General features: G+C 32.8%; 15 protein-coding genes. 7 read left to right on the top strand and 8 right to left on the bottom strand.

Features of this window, described 5'->3' with window-relative positions; translation table 11 throughout:
- Positions 1-147: 147 nt before the first annotated feature.
- The 4 genes from E0I26_RS00915 (at position 148) to E0I26_RS00900 (ending at position 3105) form a co-directional block, all read left to right on the top strand.
- The gene (locus tag E0I26_RS00915; protein ID WP_131914624.1) at positions 148-1200 is read left to right on the top strand and encodes a ferredoxin--NADP reductase; all 1053 of its coding nucleotides are present in this window, start codon (positions 148-150) and stop codon (positions 1198-1200) included.
- A 273-nt stretch (positions 1201-1473) separates the two neighbouring features.
- The gene (locus E0I26_RS00910; RefSeq protein WP_131914623.1) at positions 1474-1902 is read left to right on the top strand and encodes a hypothetical protein; all 429 of its coding nucleotides are present in this window, start codon (positions 1474-1476) and stop codon (positions 1900-1902) included.
- Between the two features lie 139 nt (positions 1903-2041).
- Complete coding sequence (locus E0I26_RS00905) at positions 2042-2500, top strand: protease complex subunit PrcB family protein (protein ID WP_131914622.1); 459 nt, start codon at positions 2042-2044, stop codon at positions 2498-2500.
- Between the two features lie 296 nt (positions 2501-2796).
- Positions 2797-3105, top strand: a complete 309-nt coding sequence (locus E0I26_RS00900) for a hypothetical protein (RefSeq protein WP_131914621.1) — start codon at positions 2797-2799, stop codon at positions 3103-3105.
- 36 nt (positions 3106-3141) lie between these two features.
- Here E0I26_RS00900 and E0I26_RS00895 read toward each other — a convergent pair whose 3' ends face one another.
- The 4 genes from E0I26_RS00895 to E0I26_RS00880 form a co-directional block, all read right to left on the bottom strand.
- Positions 3142-3903, bottom strand: coding sequence for a GLPGLI family protein (locus tag E0I26_RS00895; RefSeq protein WP_131914620.1), 762 nt, complete (start codon positions 3901-3903; stop codon positions 3142-3144).
- A gap of 100 nt (positions 3904-4003) precedes the next feature.
- Positions 4004-6784 carry an outer membrane beta-barrel family protein gene (locus E0I26_RS00890; RefSeq protein WP_131914619.1) on the bottom strand — a complete coding sequence of 927 codons (2781 nt, stop codon included), beginning with the start codon at positions 6782-6784 and terminating at the stop codon, positions 4004-4006.
- 249 nt (positions 6785-7033) lie between these two features.
- Positions 7034-8044: a glycosyltransferase family 9 protein gene (locus E0I26_RS00885; RefSeq protein WP_131914618.1), complete on the bottom strand. Its 1011-nt coding sequence runs from the start codon at positions 8042-8044 to the stop codon at positions 7034-7036.
- 48 nt (positions 8045-8092) lie between these two features.
- Positions 8093-8698 carry a DUF4254 domain-containing protein gene (locus E0I26_RS00880; protein ID WP_131914617.1) on the bottom strand — a complete coding sequence of 202 codons (606 nt, stop codon included), beginning with the start codon at positions 8696-8698 and terminating at the stop codon, positions 8093-8095.
- 87 nt (positions 8699-8785) lie between these two features.
- Here E0I26_RS00880 and upp point away from each other — a divergent pair, with 87 nt between their 5' ends.
- The gene (upp, locus tag E0I26_RS00875) at positions 8786-9439 is read left to right on the top strand and encodes a uracil phosphoribosyltransferase (protein WP_131914616.1); all 654 of its coding nucleotides are present in this window, start codon (positions 8786-8788) and stop codon (positions 9437-9439) included.
- On the opposite strand, the gene E0I26_RS00870 is transcribed toward upp, so the two are convergent.
- Positions 9434-10363, bottom strand: coding sequence for a DUF6427 family protein (locus E0I26_RS00870; RefSeq protein ID WP_131914615.1), 930 nt, complete (start codon positions 10361-10363; stop codon positions 9434-9436). The two genes, upp and E0I26_RS00870, sit on opposite strands and share 6 nt — an antisense overlap.
- A 143-nt stretch (positions 10364-10506) precedes the next feature.
- Between E0I26_RS00870 and E0I26_RS00865 the strand changes: the two genes are divergently transcribed.
- Entirely contained in the window at positions 10507-10737 is a 231-nt protein-coding gene (locus E0I26_RS00865) for a DUF6341 family protein (RefSeq protein ID WP_113664732.1), read from the top strand.
- 31 nt (positions 10738-10768) lie between these two features.
- On the opposite strand, the gene purD is transcribed toward E0I26_RS00865, so the two are convergent.
- Positions 10769-12043, bottom strand: a complete 1275-nt coding sequence (purD, locus tag E0I26_RS00860) for a phosphoribosylamine--glycine ligase (protein WP_131914614.1) — start codon at positions 12041-12043, stop codon at positions 10769-10771.
- A gap of 133 nt (positions 12044-12176) precedes the next feature.
- On the opposite strand from purD, the gene E0I26_RS00855 reads away from it, so the two are divergent.
- Positions 12177-13499, top strand: a complete 1323-nt coding sequence (locus E0I26_RS00855; protein ID WP_131914613.1) for a phenylacetate--CoA ligase family protein — start codon at positions 12177-12179, stop codon at positions 13497-13499.
- Here E0I26_RS00855 and E0I26_RS00850 read toward each other — a convergent pair.
- Both E0I26_RS00850 and E0I26_RS00845 read right to left on the bottom strand, forming a co-directional pair.
- Entirely contained in the window at positions 13489-14265 is a 777-nt protein-coding gene (locus E0I26_RS00850; protein ID WP_131914612.1) for a glycosyltransferase family 2 protein, read from the bottom strand. The two genes, E0I26_RS00855 and E0I26_RS00850, sit on opposite strands and share 11 nt — an antisense overlap.
- Before the next feature lies 1 nt (position 14266).
- Complete coding sequence (locus E0I26_RS00845; protein WP_131914611.1) at positions 14267-15634, bottom strand: undecaprenyl-phosphate glucose phosphotransferase; 1368 nt, start codon at positions 15632-15634, stop codon at positions 14267-14269.
- Between the last annotated feature and the right edge of the window lie 74 nt (positions 15635-15708).

Below are 15708 nucleotides of genomic sequence, written 5' to 3'. Positions count from 1 at the left end.
GTCGGTGCAAGTTTGGTGGTATTTCTTATTTCAAAAATCAAATATACATAAGATTCTTATACATAACAGTTTTAGGTATATGAATTTTCAATACTTTTGATTTTTAGAAACCTAATGTGTTTCCTATCTTTGTAAAAAAATAATCACATGCCATCTTTTTTAAAACTAATAATAAAAGAAGTAAAACGCGAAACCAAAGACGCTGTTTCTATACTTTTTAACGTACCTGAGGAATTAAAAGCGAATTATACTTTTGTCGCGGGTCAATATATCAATCTACGATTAACCTTGGACGGTGCCGAAATTCGTCGTGCGTATTCTATTTGCTCGGCTCCTGAGAGCGGGGAATTGCGCATTGCGGTGAAAGCAGTGAAAAATGGTGCTTTCTCTCAATTTGCTAACACAAAACTTAAAGCTGGTGATGTTCTTGAGGTAGGAAAACCGGAAGGGAAATTTATTTTTGAACCTCAAGTTGGCCGACAAAAAAATTATGCGGCTTTTGTAGCTGGGAGCGGAATCACACCTGTACTTTCCATCTTAAAATCGGTATTGAAAAATGAACCTAAAAGTTCTTTTGTATTGGTTTATGGTAACAAATCCCCCGAAGAAACCATCTTTCATCAAGAATTACACGATTTGCAATTGCAATATGTGGGTCGTCTTTTTGTACATTATGTTTTCAGTCAAGCCAAAGCAGAAAATGCTTTGTTTGGGCGAATTGAAAAATCAACCGTGAATTTTGTTTTAAATAACAAACACAAGGAATTAGAATTTGATAAGTTCTATTTATGCGGTCCGGAAGAAATGATTAATACCGTTTCTGGAGTTTTGAAGGAGCATAATATTAAAGAATCGGCAATAAAATTTGAATTATTTTCTTCTTCTACGAAAGAAAATAAAATAGAAAAATCATTAGAAGGGCATTCTAAAATCACCGTAATGGTAGATGATGAGGAAACGACTTTTGAAATGTCACAAAAACAAACCGTTCTTGATGCCGCTTTAAAACAAGGTATTGATGCTCCGTATTCTTGCCAAGGCGGAATATGCAGCAGTTGTCTGGCTCGCGTTACATCCGGAACTGCCGAAATGACTAAAAACTCCATCCTAACCGATAAAGAAATCGCAGACGGTTTGATTCTTACTTGTCAGGCACACCCAACATCTGAAAGCATTTATGTAGATTATGATGATGTTTAGGAAACTTCTAAATTATAACGAAAACTTCTCTGAAAAGGGAAGTTTTTTTGTTTTAGTGAGGTTTTGATTTTTACTATATTAGCAGAATACTATTACAACCCGTTGGGTGTAATTCCACATATTCGCGTCCAAACTGACTCCATTAGCTAACGAAAAAAAATAAAAAATATTAATCAATTTTAAACAGTTTGTTTTCAAAATATTAAAAAATATTAGTCAAAATTTGACGCAACCAAATTGAGATTTGAGCATCTGACTTAAAAACAAAAAGTTATGAAAAAAATTATTATAATCCTCATTTTTTCAATTGGCTTTATTTCTTGTAGCTCTAACGACGAAACTAAAATCGAGAATTCGGATATAATTGGAAAATGGAATTGGATAAGTACAGATGGAGGGTTTGCATTCCATATTCACGAAAAGCCAACTACTGGAAATACTTTTCAATTAAGTTTAATGAAAAATTATGTATACTCAATAGCCCAAAATGGAAATGAAGTCGAAAGTGGAACATATGAATTAGTAATGAAAAGATCTATTTATTCTGGAGAAATGGAAAGATTTATAATTTGTTATGCTAAAAATCAACAACTTCAAAACGTTGTAATAAACGGAATAATTAAAGTTTACGAAACAAATAAATTGGATATTTCAGATAATAATTATGATGGAATTGGAAGCGGATTCGTAAAAACTGAATAAAGAACTATACAAAACAGCTACTACAATTGATTTGGGTAATTGGTTTAATGGCGAAATGATTTTGTGTGATTTTATCATATATGCGTAAGTTGTAGCAAATTAGACAAAAAAACACGTTAATAATAAAAACATCTACATTATGAAACCAAAAATTTCAATCTTATTTATTACAATATTTATCGGATTAATGACAAGTTGCAGCAAAACGGATGAAGATTTAAATCCGCTTAATTTAACGGCAATTGGACAGAACAATCTTTTTGGAAATGGACGAGAGAATATTGTTCAGCAGAATTTTACAATTTCTGACTCAGACTCTTGGAATGAATTATTGACTAAAATGAATTCCGTGAATAATAACAGTGACGGATTTACAGAAACGAATATTGATTTTGCGAATTTTATGGTTATTGCAGTTTTTGATAAAGTATATGGAAATGGTGGACATTCAATAGATATCATCAAAATTACAGAAACCGAGAATAAAATTATCGTAACAATTGACAATGTTTTAAAAGGAAATGCAACCGCTGTAATGACACAGCCATATCATATTGTTAAAATCCGGAAAACTAATAAATTGATACTATTTGAATAAAATAACGTGCTAAACACTTTATATAATTTATGCTCAATTTGGATTTATTACAAACATTCAACTAATGATTAGCTACGCCTGAACGCAAGAAACTACTTTCTCCCAACCGCGCGAATATGTCGCCACACTGATAGTGCAAAATTCCTTTCTGTGCCCAAAACGAGAGCAGTAAACACAAGCTACAACCCAAAAAAGTTCTATTTTTGTATCTAAAAAAGTGTTGAAATTAAAGAATGCACTGATTGCAAATCAGCCTATCGATTTTTAAGCTAACTGCAACTGAAAACTATTTTTACATGAAATCCATTCGAGAAATTTTCAAAACCAATCCCTCGCTTCTTGACGAACCAGAAGTTGCGCAACTTTTGGACTATTGCGAGCAATTGCAGGATGAAATCGTGGAGTTCAAATTTCAAAAAACGAACAATAAAGAATTGGCGATGCTCGATATGCTTAAAGAAGTCATCAAAGGCTGCAACGCAATCGAAAAAGAACAAATGGAACACGAACGTTTTGGTTTTGAAGCTCCAGCTTATCAAGAAACCATTTCGAACTTAAAAAGCTATATTTTGAAGCGTTGCCAAGACGAAAAAATTTATTTGTGATTTATTTTTTACACGAATTCATTTGTCATTAAAGAACTATAAAAAAGCATTCCATAAAAAAAGATTTTTTTGTCTTTTGTTTTCTTCTTTATCCTCGCCATAGGTGAACCAATCCTTAGTTTTTTCTCCTATCAACGACTTTAGACCCACTAAGTCATAGGTTTTTTTGGCTGTAATCGGTTGTATGTCTGATTCGTTACTGATTTTTAAATCTATTTTGGTAGCTATAAATGAGGTGTATAATCTTGGTATTGAAAGTCCTAAAATCATACCCGGCAAACCATTTATAGAACATGGACCACCAGAAATGGTGATGTCGTCCGTGTAAAAAGCAAATACATATACGTCGTCCATTATTTTGCCCACAGCTTTTCGGCAATTATAACCGGCTATTTCTCTATGTTCATTTGTGATTTTCCATTGTATATTTGGTATGCTGTCTGCTATTACAAAATTAGTTCCTACTATTTGCTTTTGCATATTCATTTTTCCAGTTGTAAAATCAAAATACCAAGTGTTTTCTTCATCCGCATCTTTTTCGTGTTTTGGTATTCTTGTTTTTGGGCTCCATCTATCAAATTTGTATAGGCTTTTGTTGTCGGCAAAAGTATAGGTGAAATAGGATATTTTTAGGTCAGACAGGTTCTCTTTCATCATCTCATCCCAACTGTCATTGCTCATTGTTTTTTTGAGATTGGTATTTACTTCATATTCAATTACAGCTTTATCTATAAATTGTTGTGCTATTGATGTAGTTGTAAAAATTAGTGCTGCAATAAAAAAAAGTATTGATTTCATAGATAGATATTTAGACTTTTAGATAATTAGATTTTTGGTTTTTTTGAACGCTCTTTATGTTATTCCGGGAACTTTGTTTTATTTCAGAACAGTTGCTAATTTATTTTTTTGTTGTTTCGCCTTTGTTTTTAAAATTCCAGGAAAAGCCTATCATAGCATATCTTTTGAGCCTATCGTTTCGTTCCTCGCCTATTACGTTTTCATAAACATATCTATTGATGCCTATATTTTGATTCAAAATATCTCGTACTAGGATATAAGCCGTAAACTCATCGTTTTTGAAGGTCCGTTGTAGCCTTGCGTTCCACAATTGATTGGTAAGATTGGTTTGAAAATCGACCGTTTTTTGACGAGAATTTAAATTGTAGTCTGTGGATAGTTTCCATTTTTCCCTGAAATAAACTCCTATATCCAAGTCCAAATTATTAGTGTTAAATGATTTTATTTCATCGTTTTGAGAAGTACTGTTTCTGTTATTTGAAAATCTATTACTTAAACTAAATTCGTATTTCTTTTCTTTTGATTTATTTAAATAAATTGAAAATCCTGAATTCAACGTATTGGAGTTGTTGGTTTTGTTATTAATACTAAGTACTGATTTGTTATAGTTAACAGATGGATTAAGATTAACATGTAAATCTATTTTTTTTATCTTAAATCCATATCCAAAATAAAAATTACCAGAAAAATTACCGTTTGTATTTATGGGTGTGCTAATTGTTTTAGCGCTTTCTGGATCTATATCTTTGTTGTAAGAAATTAAATTGGCAGTCGTTCTAAAAGAAATATTTTGGTAAAAATGCGATTCTGTCAAAATACTATAACTATTGTGTGATAGGCTTATACTATTGGTAAAGGATTGCTTTAAATCTGGATTACCTAAAGTTTGATTAAAAAAATCTTGATTGTTTCTCAAAGGCTGTAATTGATCGATAGTAGGCTGTTTGGTTGCGCCTTGATAATTGAAACGCAAGTTACTATTGCTTTTGTACTTGTAAGAGAAATTTGCAGTTGGAAAAAAGTTGGTGTAGCTGCGCTTGTATTCTTTGTTTAAAGTTTGATCTTGCAAATCAAACGAAGTAAAACCAAAACCACTTCCAAAGCTATAATTTATTTTTTTGGCATTGTAACTCAATTTTATATTGGGCTTGTTAGTTGTTATGGTCTGTTTGAACTGGTTTGATAAAGAATCTACAACCAAATCATACTTGCCTGTAACCTCCGAATAATCATAGGTTAAATAGTTGCTTTCACCAGTATTATGAGTAACTTGATAGCCAAATTGCAATGCAAATTTCTTTCCAATAGGCTCTGTATAGGTAACATTTAAAGCAAGATTTTGATTTGTTTTTTCTCCTATTTTGTTTTGATCTACATCAACCCTGGAGGAAAAATCACCTCCTTCATAACTTTCGTTAGAAGACTTTAAGAAATTATTTGCATCCGTATTCAAAGTGTTCCAACTACTGTTTACAGAAAATGTACGACGGGCTTTGGCGAATTTATGTTTATACAAAATACTGGCAAACAAAGATTCCTTATCTGATTTTGTAGTAAATGTTTTTTCCTGTTTGTTTTTTAATAATCCATCCTCTCCCGTAGTATTTCCGTTTATAAATTCATCGCTTTCTGTATTATAAAAATTGGTTTTGGCGGTAAATTTTATGGAGTTTACTGAATCTAATTTTACGTCGTAAGTAGCATTTAGTTTAAAATTACTTCTGTTTACATTGCTTACCTTCGATGTGTTTTCGTTTAATTGGGTTTCTCCTACTTGTGTTTGGGTAATCTTGCTATTATTGTTGGTGTAAATTTGCTTATTGTATTTTGGCGATAAATTCAATGTTTGTTTATCATTCCACTTGTTGCTGTACTGCAATCCTGCGTTGGTGTTTTTGATAAACCCATTTTGAGTGTCAACATAAGGTTCATCATCAGTATTGCCACCTGTCCATTCATAACTTACATTTCCATCGTCATCCATGTTCATGCTTATATCATCTCGTCCTCCAAATTTTTCGCTGTCTTGCCAGTCAAGTCCGTCTTGACCCGTATTCCCATTTAATAAAAAAGCGGACAGTTTTCTTTTTCCTTTAAAAGAGCTAAACATAAGATTGCTATTGTATCTGGAATCCATAGTTGTTAATGGTCCGTTTGCAGCATCTATTTTACCAAAATAACCTTTCTTTTTATCTTCCTTTAATTTCAGGTTAATTGTTTTTTTTGTCTCGCCATCATCAATTCCTGTAAACTCGGCTTGATCACTTTTCTTATTAAAAACTTGTACTTCTTTTACTGCATCTGCCCGTAAGTTTTTTACCGCCATACCAGGGTCATCGCCAAAAAATTCTTCGCCATCTACCAATACTTTTTCTACTGTTTCACCCATGGCTTTTATAACACCATTTTTATCTACTTGTATCCCTGGCAGTTTTTTTAGTAATTCTTCTACGTTTGCATTGGCACCTACTTTAAAATCACTTGCCCTGTAACTGGTAGTATCTCCTTTAATTTTAATAGAACCTGTCTTTATAATTACTTCTCTAAGCGCATTAATTTTGCTTATCAAAGCAATTGTCCCCATTTTTTTTTCGCCTTCTTCAACAGTTATGGCATCTACATAATCGGCATATTGGCTATGAGCCGTCATCAATATATAGTTTCCTGCTTTTACATTTTTGAGATTAAAGTTCCCCTCTTTATCCGATCGGGTAAACTTGTATAAAATAGAGTCTTTGGGGGTTAATAAAGCAACAACCGAATTGTAAATGGGGGTTTTTTCGCTACCTTCCTTTAAAACACCCGAAAGGTTTGTTTTTTGAGAAAACGCTGAAAAAGAGAATAAGAACAAAATTGCAATTGTTACAGTAATTTTTGGCATAAATAGGTTCTATTTTTTATTGTATTAGCATTTCAAGATTTCTAAAAGCAACTTGATTAAAAAAGCTCCTCTTTCTCCTAATTGAACTTTGAGTTGTAAGACCTAACTCACAGCCCGCTAAACTAGTATTTTTAACACTAATAATTTAAAACCTATTTGTTAAATAATTTATAAAATTATTCCTTCAAGAAATAGCTAAAAAACAACAATAAACCTAACTATGAATTTGATTTAATTCACTTGTTTACACTAATTTAAAACTTTTACAATAGAATCAACAGTAATGGTTCGCATGGCATCTTCATAGCCATCCACTTTTTTATTTCCATACACCGAAGTCGGTAATTTTGGAAACTGATTTCTGTCCGAAACCAAGGTATTTTCCAATGGCTGATTAAAAGGTGAAAATCCCGCATACGGATGCGTCGCGCCCCAAAGCGTAATCACTTTTACGCCAAGCATTGCTGCAATATGCGCATTTCCGGAATCCATGGAAAGCATCACATCCAGATTACTGATGAGCTGTAATTCCTGTTGAAATTTGAGTTGCCCTGCCATAGTAATGACATTTTCTTTGTTGGAAGCAAGCGAATGCAACAGTTCAATTTCTTTTTTTCCACCACCAAAAAGTAAAATGGTATTGGTTGCATCCAAAGCTAATTTGTCTATCACTTCCTGCATCAAATCCAACGGATACACTTTAGAATCATATTGTGCAAAAGGAGCTATTCCAATTAATTTTTGATTTTTATCTCCAATTAACGCTAGAATTTCTGGGCTCAAAACTGCTTTTTCAGGAAAAACCGTCCCGACACTTCGGGAGAATAAATCAACTGTAAAACCGAGTTGTTCAAACACTTTCACATGTCTTTCAAACATCGTTGGCAGTTGCTTAAACACTTTATTTTCGGGTTGGGTCAACGCCTTTTTCTCCGCTCTTCCTTTATCAACCGATGCTGTTTTTTTTCCGCTTAAAGCAAATAGGTTTCTGACGATTTTAGAACGCAAAACGTTGTGTAAATCGGCAAAAGCATCAATATTTAAACGTTTTAAATCTTGGAACAAACGCAACAATCCAAGAAATCCTTTGTGTTTTTCTTTTTCATCGAAAGCAAAAAAAGCAACATTAGGAATTCCTTCAAAAAAAGGTTTGAAAAAAGGTCGGGAAACCACCGTGATTTTAACTTCGGGGTGCTGACTTACAAAAGCCCGTAAAACAGGAACCGTCATGGCGACATCTCCCATTGCGGAAAGTCTCATGACGGCTATATGTTTGATAGTAGTTGACAATGCTGAGTTTGCCAAAAATTACTTCTTATTTTGATACAAAACAGGATTCAAATCATCATCGTTGTACATTTTCATTTGCTTGTACACTTTCATGAATTTATCCCCATTTTCGATGTCATGCAATAAATCGTCAATGGCCAAAGACAAGTCCGTTCTTTGTTCCAATAAAATATTCAATTTAGCTTGACATTTATCTCTATGATCTTGTGAAGCTTCGGCACGAGTAGCTTCTTCTCTCATGTGGTAAATTTTCAAAGCCAAAATAGACAATCTGTCAAAAGCCCAAGCCGGACTTTCGGAGTTGATTTTCGCTTCGTCTTTTACCTTTACATGACTGTATTTTTGAAGAAAATAACTATCAATATATTCCACCATATCGGTGCGTTCTTGATTAGAAGCATCGATTCTTCTTTTCAAAGTCAAAGCGGCAACAGGATCAATATTTGGATCACGAATAATATCCTCAAAGTGCCATTGCACGGTATCAATCCAGTTTTTATGATACAATAGATGTTCAAATTTATCTTTTGGGAAAGGATTATTAATCGGTTGGTCAACATTATCAAACTGATGATAATCTTTAATGCTTTGTTCGAATACGGAGTACGCTAATTTTGAAAACATATCTTTATATTTTAAAGGACAAAGATACTTTTTTATACTTTTATAGATTATAAAAATATTTATAAGTTTAACAGCAAAAATAAAAACATGCAAATTCATTATTTATCAGAAGACAATAGCATCCTAAATCATTTTTTGGGACAAATACGGAATGTAAATGTTCACAATGACAGCATGCGTTTCCGAAGAAATATTGAACGTATTGGCGAAATAATGGCGTATGAATTAAGTAAAAAATTACAGTACAAAAGTGTTGAAATCCAGACACCATTAGGCATAAAAAAGACTACCGAGATTAAGGACCAATTGGTTTTATGCTCCATTTTACGAGCTGGATTACCCCTGCATTTGGGGTTTTTGAATTATTTTGACAATGCCGAAAATGGTTTCGTATCTGCTTTTAGACATCATCCCAACAATGATGATTACTTTGATATATTAGTCCAATACCAAGCTATTGCTGATATAAATGAAAAAAATTTGTTGTTAGTTGATCCAATGCTTGCCACTGGTCAATCTATTGTTGCCGTTTATAATAAATTAATGGAAAGAGGTACGCCAAAAGAAATTCACATTGCCGTTGTAATTGCCGCGCCAGAAGGCATTGCTTATCTTGAAAAACATTTGCCGGAAAACTGTCATCTTTGGGTAGCTTCTTTGGACGAAAAACTCAATGAGCACAGTTATATAGTTCCCGGTTTGGGAGATGCAGGAGATTTAGCATACGGTGAAAAATTATAATTGGGAGAAAAAAGCAAAAAGACTACAGGCTGTCAGCACATACATAACTAATTCCTGATTTAATTTTTCTTGAGGAATTTCAATATGACTTGTTGCCATCATAGTCAGAGGTGCAAATGTAAAAAGCAACAAATCATTACTTTTACTGGCCGAAATCAGAAAAATTACTACTCCAATAAAGAAAGACGCGATGATTTTTTTGAAGGAAGTATGCAACAATTGTGGTCTGTTTGACAATGTGGCAAACATAGAAACCAGGAAAAACAAAGCGATTGTGGCATAGATTGACAAAGCACCGTTTTGGTAATTATTCGTGAAATAGTTGATTTCAAAATTGATTTGTACACTTTTAATAATGTATTCAATGACATTCAAATCAAAAACTGTTGCATAAATCATAAACAGAATTCCAACAATAAAAAAAGCGATAAAAGGTAATATCCAATTTCTATAATCTCTGGAAACATGGAAAATTATTGATATGAAAACCAACACTAAGAAAATTATACTCCAAAAATGAAATAGTGCAGCCAGAAAAATCCATAATGAGGCATCAAATATTTTTTCTTTGGAAGCTTTCAGGGATTGCAATGAAATCAATCGGCGAAGCGCCAATAGAATAAAAAAATTAGAAACGATCAGGTTTAAATTATCTAATACTGAAGGGAAAAAAAGTAGAAACAAAAAGTAAAAAAAAACCGTGTAGGTACTGTCTTTACTCAATCCGTTTCTCTTTACAACAAAATTCGTGATAAAAACAGATGCCAATAAAACACAGAACAACATTCCTTTTTTTAAAATTAATAAAAAGGAATTAGTCCAGGATAAATCTTGGAATTGGTATATTGAAAAGAAAACCAGCATTAAAATTACGACCAATGAAAAATTTAATGGTGTAGATTTTCTAAAAACACTTGTTATCATACGGATATTTTATACTTTTGTGTTCGTAAATATAATACTTGTTTAAAAAGTAAACCCTGCAAGTTCAAAAAGATTCTTCAAAATAAGAACTTTTACTACCCAGAGTTCCTCAAAAACAATTAATAAAATTAATTTTATACATTATGAAATCATTTTTCGAAGGAATAGAATACTTATTTGTAAATATCTTATTTGCTCCTCTAGACTTTTTACGCTCATTAGAGCTATCATCTTGGTTTGCTGCAAATACAATCAATTGGATTTTCATGATTATTTGTGCTTCGGCAATGGTATATTGGATCAAACAATTGAAAATTTTTGAAGATGCCGGAACAGAGAAGCAAGATACTACCGCTCACTCTTTCTTAAAATAATAATTAAAAAAAAGTGAACGATAATTGGAAACTATTTTAAGTCGTTTCCAATATCTTTTCTAAAATACATCTTATCAAAATTTAGTTTATCTATGTTTTGGTAAGATTTTTTTATGGCCTCTTCGAAATCATTTCCATAAGAAGTTACGGTTAAAACCCTTCCTCCATTTGATACTACGTTTCCGTTATCCAGTTTAGTTCCAGCGTGAAAAACAATCGAATCCTTAATAGTATCTAACCCCGAAATTACTTTTCCTTTTTCGAAATCTTCAGGATATCCACCAGACACCACCATAATTGTAGTGGCGCTTCTTTCGTCAATTTCCAGATTGATTTCGTCTAGTTTTTCATTGGCTACAGCCAAAAATAATTCCACTAAATCCGTTTTCAATCTTGGGATAACCACTTCGGTTTCCGGATCGCCCATTCTCACATTGTATTCTATTACGATTGGTTCGTTATTCACATTAATCAATCCGATGAAAACAAAACCTTTGTATTGAATTCCGTCTTTTTGGAAACCATCAATAGTTGGTTTTACAATGCGTGTTTCGATTTTTTCCATCAAAACAGCATCAACATAAGGAACCGGAGAAACAGCTCCCATTCCGCCTGTGTTTAATCCAGTATCACCTTCGCCAATGCGTTTGTAATCTTTAGCTGTTGGCAGAATTTTATAATTTTTCCCGTCGGTAAGAACGAAACAACTTAATTCTATACCGTCAAGAAATTCTTCGATTACCACTTTAGAACTGGCATCACCAAATTTTTGATGAACCAGCATATTTCTCAATTCTTCTTTGGCTTCTGCCAAATCCTGAATAATCAAAACACCTTTTCCGGCGGCTAAACCATCTGCTTTCAAAACATACGGAGGTTGCAATGTTTCCAGAAATTTACATCCTTTTTCTACCGTTTCTGCAGTGAAACTATCGTAAGCAGCAGTTGGGATTTTATGTTTGATTAGAAATTCTTTAGCAAATTCTTTACTTCCTTCTAATTGAGCACCAATTTTTGAAGGACCGATAACTGGTATATGACTTAACTCAGCATCGTTTAGAAAGAAATCATAAATCCCTTTTACCAAAGGATCTTCTGGTCCTACCACAACCATTTCTACTTTTTCCTTAATAACAAACGATTTTATAGCTTCAAAATCAGTTGGACTGATAGCAACATTAGTAGCTATAGAAGCTGTTCCAGCGTTTCCTGGCGCTACAAAAAGTGTGTCACAAAGCGGACTTTGAATCATTTTCCATGCAAAAGCATGTTCTCTTCCGCCTGAACCTAGTAGTAAAATTGTCATGGTGTAGTTTTCTTTAGTTGTGGTGCAAAAATAATTGCTTTTGAACTTAAAAAATAATTAATTTTCAAAAAGTTGTTGGTTCTCCGTCATTAGTTGTTGGTAAATATTATTTTTGGTGAAATATACCTTTAAAATGTTTCCACTATTTAACTTATCGCTGCAGCTAAATGGCTTCCCAATGAAGGAAGCTAAAGCCGAATTGCGAAAAATTGTGGCACTTTCTGAAAAAGAGCATGAAATTTTCGTTACAAATAAAAAAGTGGAAATTGTCAATTTTCATTTGCAAAACAATCCATTTTATAAAGATTTAGCAGGAATGACAACTTTTACAAACTGGGAAGACTTACCCGTTTTGAATAAAAAAAACTTACAGAAACCGTTACTTGAAAGACTTTCGAAAGGTTATTTTCCTAAAAACAGTTATGTTAATAAAACATCCGGTTCTGGCGGGACTCCTTTTATTTTTGCCAAAGACAAATATTGTCATGCGTTGACTTGGGCTTCAAACATATACCGATTTGGTTGGTATGGAATTGATTTTAATACTTCCTATCAAGCGCGTTTTTATGGAATCCCAATGGATTTCATGGGTAATCAAAAAGAACGTTTCAAGGATTTTTTGACTAATCGTTTTCGATTCTCCATTTTCGATTTATCGGATGAAATTTTAGAAGGATTTTTGAATCATTTTCGAACAAAAAAATTCGATTACATCAATGGATATACCAGTTCGATAGTTTTATTTGCTAAATTTTTACAAAAGAAAAACATCGTATTAACAGCAATTTGTCCCACATTAAAAGTATGCATGGTAACTTCTGAAATGCTTTTTGAAGAAGACAAAATCCTTTTAGAAAAACAATTTGGCATTCCTATTGTCAATGAATACGGTGCTTCGGAACTGGATTTGATTGCTTTTCAATCCCGAAGCGTCGGGACAGAAGGCGAATGGCAGATTAATTCAGAAACGTTGTTTGTCGAGATTTTAGATGACAACAATCAACTTGTTCCCAATGGTATTGCAGGCCGAATCGTGATTACTTCGTTGTTCAATAAAGCGCATCCTTTTATTAGATATGACATTGGTGATATTGGAATTCTGGATGAAAAAAGCACGTTACAAAAACCGATTCTCAAAAAATTAATAGGCCGGACCAATGATGTCGCTATTTTAGCCAGCGGAAAAAAATCACCCGGACTCACTTTCTATTATGTGACAAAAAGTATTATTGAAGACGACGGAAACGTAAAAGAATTTGTTATAAAGCAAACTAAAATTGATACTTTTGAAATTGAATATGTGAGCGAAACCGAATTAAATTTGGCACAAATTAAAAAAATTGAAGAAGCGATTACTTTGTATCTGGAACCCAATTTAAAATTTAGTTTTCTAAGAAAAAAATCTTTAGAAAGAAGCAACAGAGGCAAATTGAAGCAGTTTAAATCTATGCTTTAATTTTCTTACTGTAGCCTGGTTTTATGAGTATTTGAGTGAATAAAAACCCCATCATACAAAGTATTGAAGTAACTAAATTCAAGCGGTGAAATATCCTGTAAACCGAAAAATTGTGTCTTAACAGCTCATATTTTGAGGCAGAAATTGAGTTTTCTCTGATTCTGTAATAAGCCAAACTTTCCGGGACGGGTTGTGCCGTTTTTATTTTCTTGAGAATAGTAAGCCAATGCACCCAATCCTGGCGCTTTCGAATAGAGGAAACAGTTATTTTTCCGAAGTAATTTACATCATATATTCCTGTTAAATTCCCAACATAATTACAAAAAAACAACTGACGATAAGAGAGGTTTCTTGGTGATTCTATTCTTCTATTGAGCGATTCTCCTGCCTCATCAATGCATTCGTAAAAGGAAAAAGTAAACGGTAAATTATGTTTTTTGAGAAAATCAATTTGTAGTTCTAACTTGAGTGGTTTCCACAAATCGTCTGCATCTAAAAAGGCTATATATTTTCCAGATGCTTTAGCCAAAGCGGTATTTCTGGCAATTCCGGTTCCGGAGTTTGCATCGAGTTGAAAAAGTTGAATTCTATTATCTTGACTGGAAATTTCTTTTATTATTGATACCGTTTGATCAGAAGAACAATCGTCTACAATAATCATCTCCCAGTTTTTGTAGGTTTGATTCTGAACAGATTGAATCGTTTCAACAATGAATTTTTCACAATTGAAGGAGGGAGTTATTATGGACACAAGGGGTTTTTCCATTTTAATACGCTTTTTCTTCTCCTTTACAAATATTCACAACCGTTTGGTAGATTATTTTTAAATCTAAAATTGGAGACCAGTTTTCGATATAGAAAACGTCCAGTTTTATTCTATTGACCATGTCTCTTTCTATTTCAATTTCCCCTCGGAAACCGCTAACCTGTGCTAATCCGGTGATTCCTGGTTTTACACTATGACGAATCATGTATTTTTTAATTTTATTAGCGTACGCTTTATTTTGTGACCAAAGATGTGGACGAGGGCCAACTACTGACATATCTCCCATCAAAACATTCAGAAATTGAGGCATTTCGTCTATGCTTGTTTTTCTCATAAACTTACCAGTTTTAGTCACCCTGGGGTCGTTTTTGGAAGTCTCTGATTCTGATGTTTTATTTATTTTCATCGACCTAAACTTATAACAAAAAAATTCGTTTTCATCAATTCCTGGTCTTCCTTGCTTAAAAAAAACAGGTCCTCTCGATTCAAGTTTTATTAAAATAGCCAATAAAGGTGCTAACCATGATAATAATCCTACGATAACAATTACTGAAAAAACAATGTCAAATAAACGTTTAAATACCTTTATGATTGGCTCGTTTAATGGCGTTTTTTGTAACGAAAGAACTGGGAAAAAATCATAATAATCAATCTTTAAATTCTTTGAAAAAATCTCATTTGTGTCGGGGATGAATTTTATGGTTTTATGGTTTTCATCGGCAAAATCAATTAAATCTTTCAGTTTTTCATTAGAAACCTCGTTCAGGGAACAATAAATTTCATCTACCTTATTTTCAATTACAAAAAGTTTTAAATCTTCAAATCTGCCTTCGATTTCTATATTTAATTTTTTATCTGAAAAATACCCTAAAAATCGATATCCATAATCCTTTCTGGTTTCAAAAAGTTCTTTTAATCGAATCGCTTCAGGTGAATAACCAATTATCACCGCATTTCTAAAGTTACTTCCTGTAAGAATTCTATACTTTTTTAAATAAAAATAGAGGCAAAACTTAGCTATTGAAATCAGTACAAAACTTGAAATCATGAATTTAGCAATTAGTACCCCACTGAATAAAACCTGTTTAGAAAATGGAAAAAAAGCAATTACTACTAAAAGAAAGATAATACCTTGTTTGACTATTTTTGATATGATTTCTATAGGAGTAGTAAAACGATACACTTCATAGAATTTAACGAAAAAGCCTACCGTGATCCATCCCGTAATCAGGTAAATAATATAAAGAACAATATTTAAATTAAGATCTCTAAATAAAAAAAGCCCCAGTATAAAAATAACCATTAGATCTATAGAAATACTAATGGGTCTGATGTATTTTGAATATCTTCCTATTTGAGATGCTGTCATAATTAATGAATATAACCTATTTCTCCTCTTGATGCCAATACCTTAAAGACGAATGCAAATTATGCTATTCGCTT

The organism is Flavobacterium rhamnosiphilum (assembly GCF_004349195.1).
GTDB lineage: Bacteria > Bacteroidota > Bacteroidia > Flavobacteriales > Flavobacteriaceae > Flavobacterium > Flavobacterium rhamnosiphilum.
The sequence above is the reverse complement of the archived record's forward strand: the minus strand, read 5'-3'. Positions and strand labels throughout refer to the sequence as shown.

Coding starts and splice junctions, on each gene's coding strand:
- E0I26_RS00915 (WP_131914624.1), top strand. CDS start 148: ATGCCATCTTTTTTAAAACTAATAATAAAAGAAGTAAAACGCGAAACC.
- E0I26_RS00910 (WP_131914623.1), top strand. CDS start 1,474: ATGAAAAAAATTATTATAATCCTCATTTTTTCAATTGGCTTTATTTCT.
- E0I26_RS00905 (WP_131914622.1), top strand. CDS start 2,042: ATGAAACCAAAAATTTCAATCTTATTTATTACAATATTTATCGGATTA.
- E0I26_RS00900 (WP_131914621.1), top strand. CDS start 2,797: ATGAAATCCATTCGAGAAATTTTCAAAACCAATCCCTCGCTTCTTGAC.
- E0I26_RS00895 (WP_131914620.1), bottom strand. CDS start 3,903: ATGAAATCAATACTTTTTTTTATTGCAGCACTAATTTTTACAACTACA.
- E0I26_RS00890 (WP_131914619.1), bottom strand. CDS start 6,784: ATGCCAAAAATTACTGTAACAATTGCAATTTTGTTCTTATTCTCTTTT.
- E0I26_RS00885 (WP_131914618.1), bottom strand. CDS start 8,044: ATGAGACTTTCCGCAATGGGAGATGTCGCCATGACGGTTCCTGTTTTA.
- E0I26_RS00880 (WP_131914617.1), bottom strand. CDS start 8,698: ATGTTTTCAAAATTAGCGTACTCCGTATTCGAACAAAGCATTAAAGAT.
- upp (WP_131914616.1), top strand. CDS start 8,786: ATGCAAATTCATTATTTATCAGAAGACAATAGCATCCTAAATCATTTT.
- E0I26_RS00870 (WP_131914615.1), bottom strand. CDS start 10,363: ATGATAACAAGTGTTTTTAGAAAATCTACACCATTAAATTTTTCATTG.
- E0I26_RS00865 (WP_113664732.1), top strand. CDS start 10,507: ATGAAATCATTTTTCGAAGGAATAGAATACTTATTTGTAAATATCTTA.
- purD (WP_131914614.1), bottom strand. CDS start 12,043: ATGACAATTTTACTACTAGGTTCAGGCGGAAGAGAACATGCTTTTGCA.
- E0I26_RS00855 (WP_131914613.1), top strand. CDS start 12,177: ATGTTTCCACTATTTAACTTATCGCTGCAGCTAAATGGCTTCCCAATG.
- E0I26_RS00850 (WP_131914612.1), bottom strand. CDS start 14,265: ATGGAAAAACCCCTTGTGTCCATAATAACTCCCTCCTTCAATTGTGAA.
- E0I26_RS00845 (WP_131914611.1), bottom strand. CDS start 15,634: ATGACAGCATCTCAAATAGGAAGATATTCAAAATACATCAGACCCATT.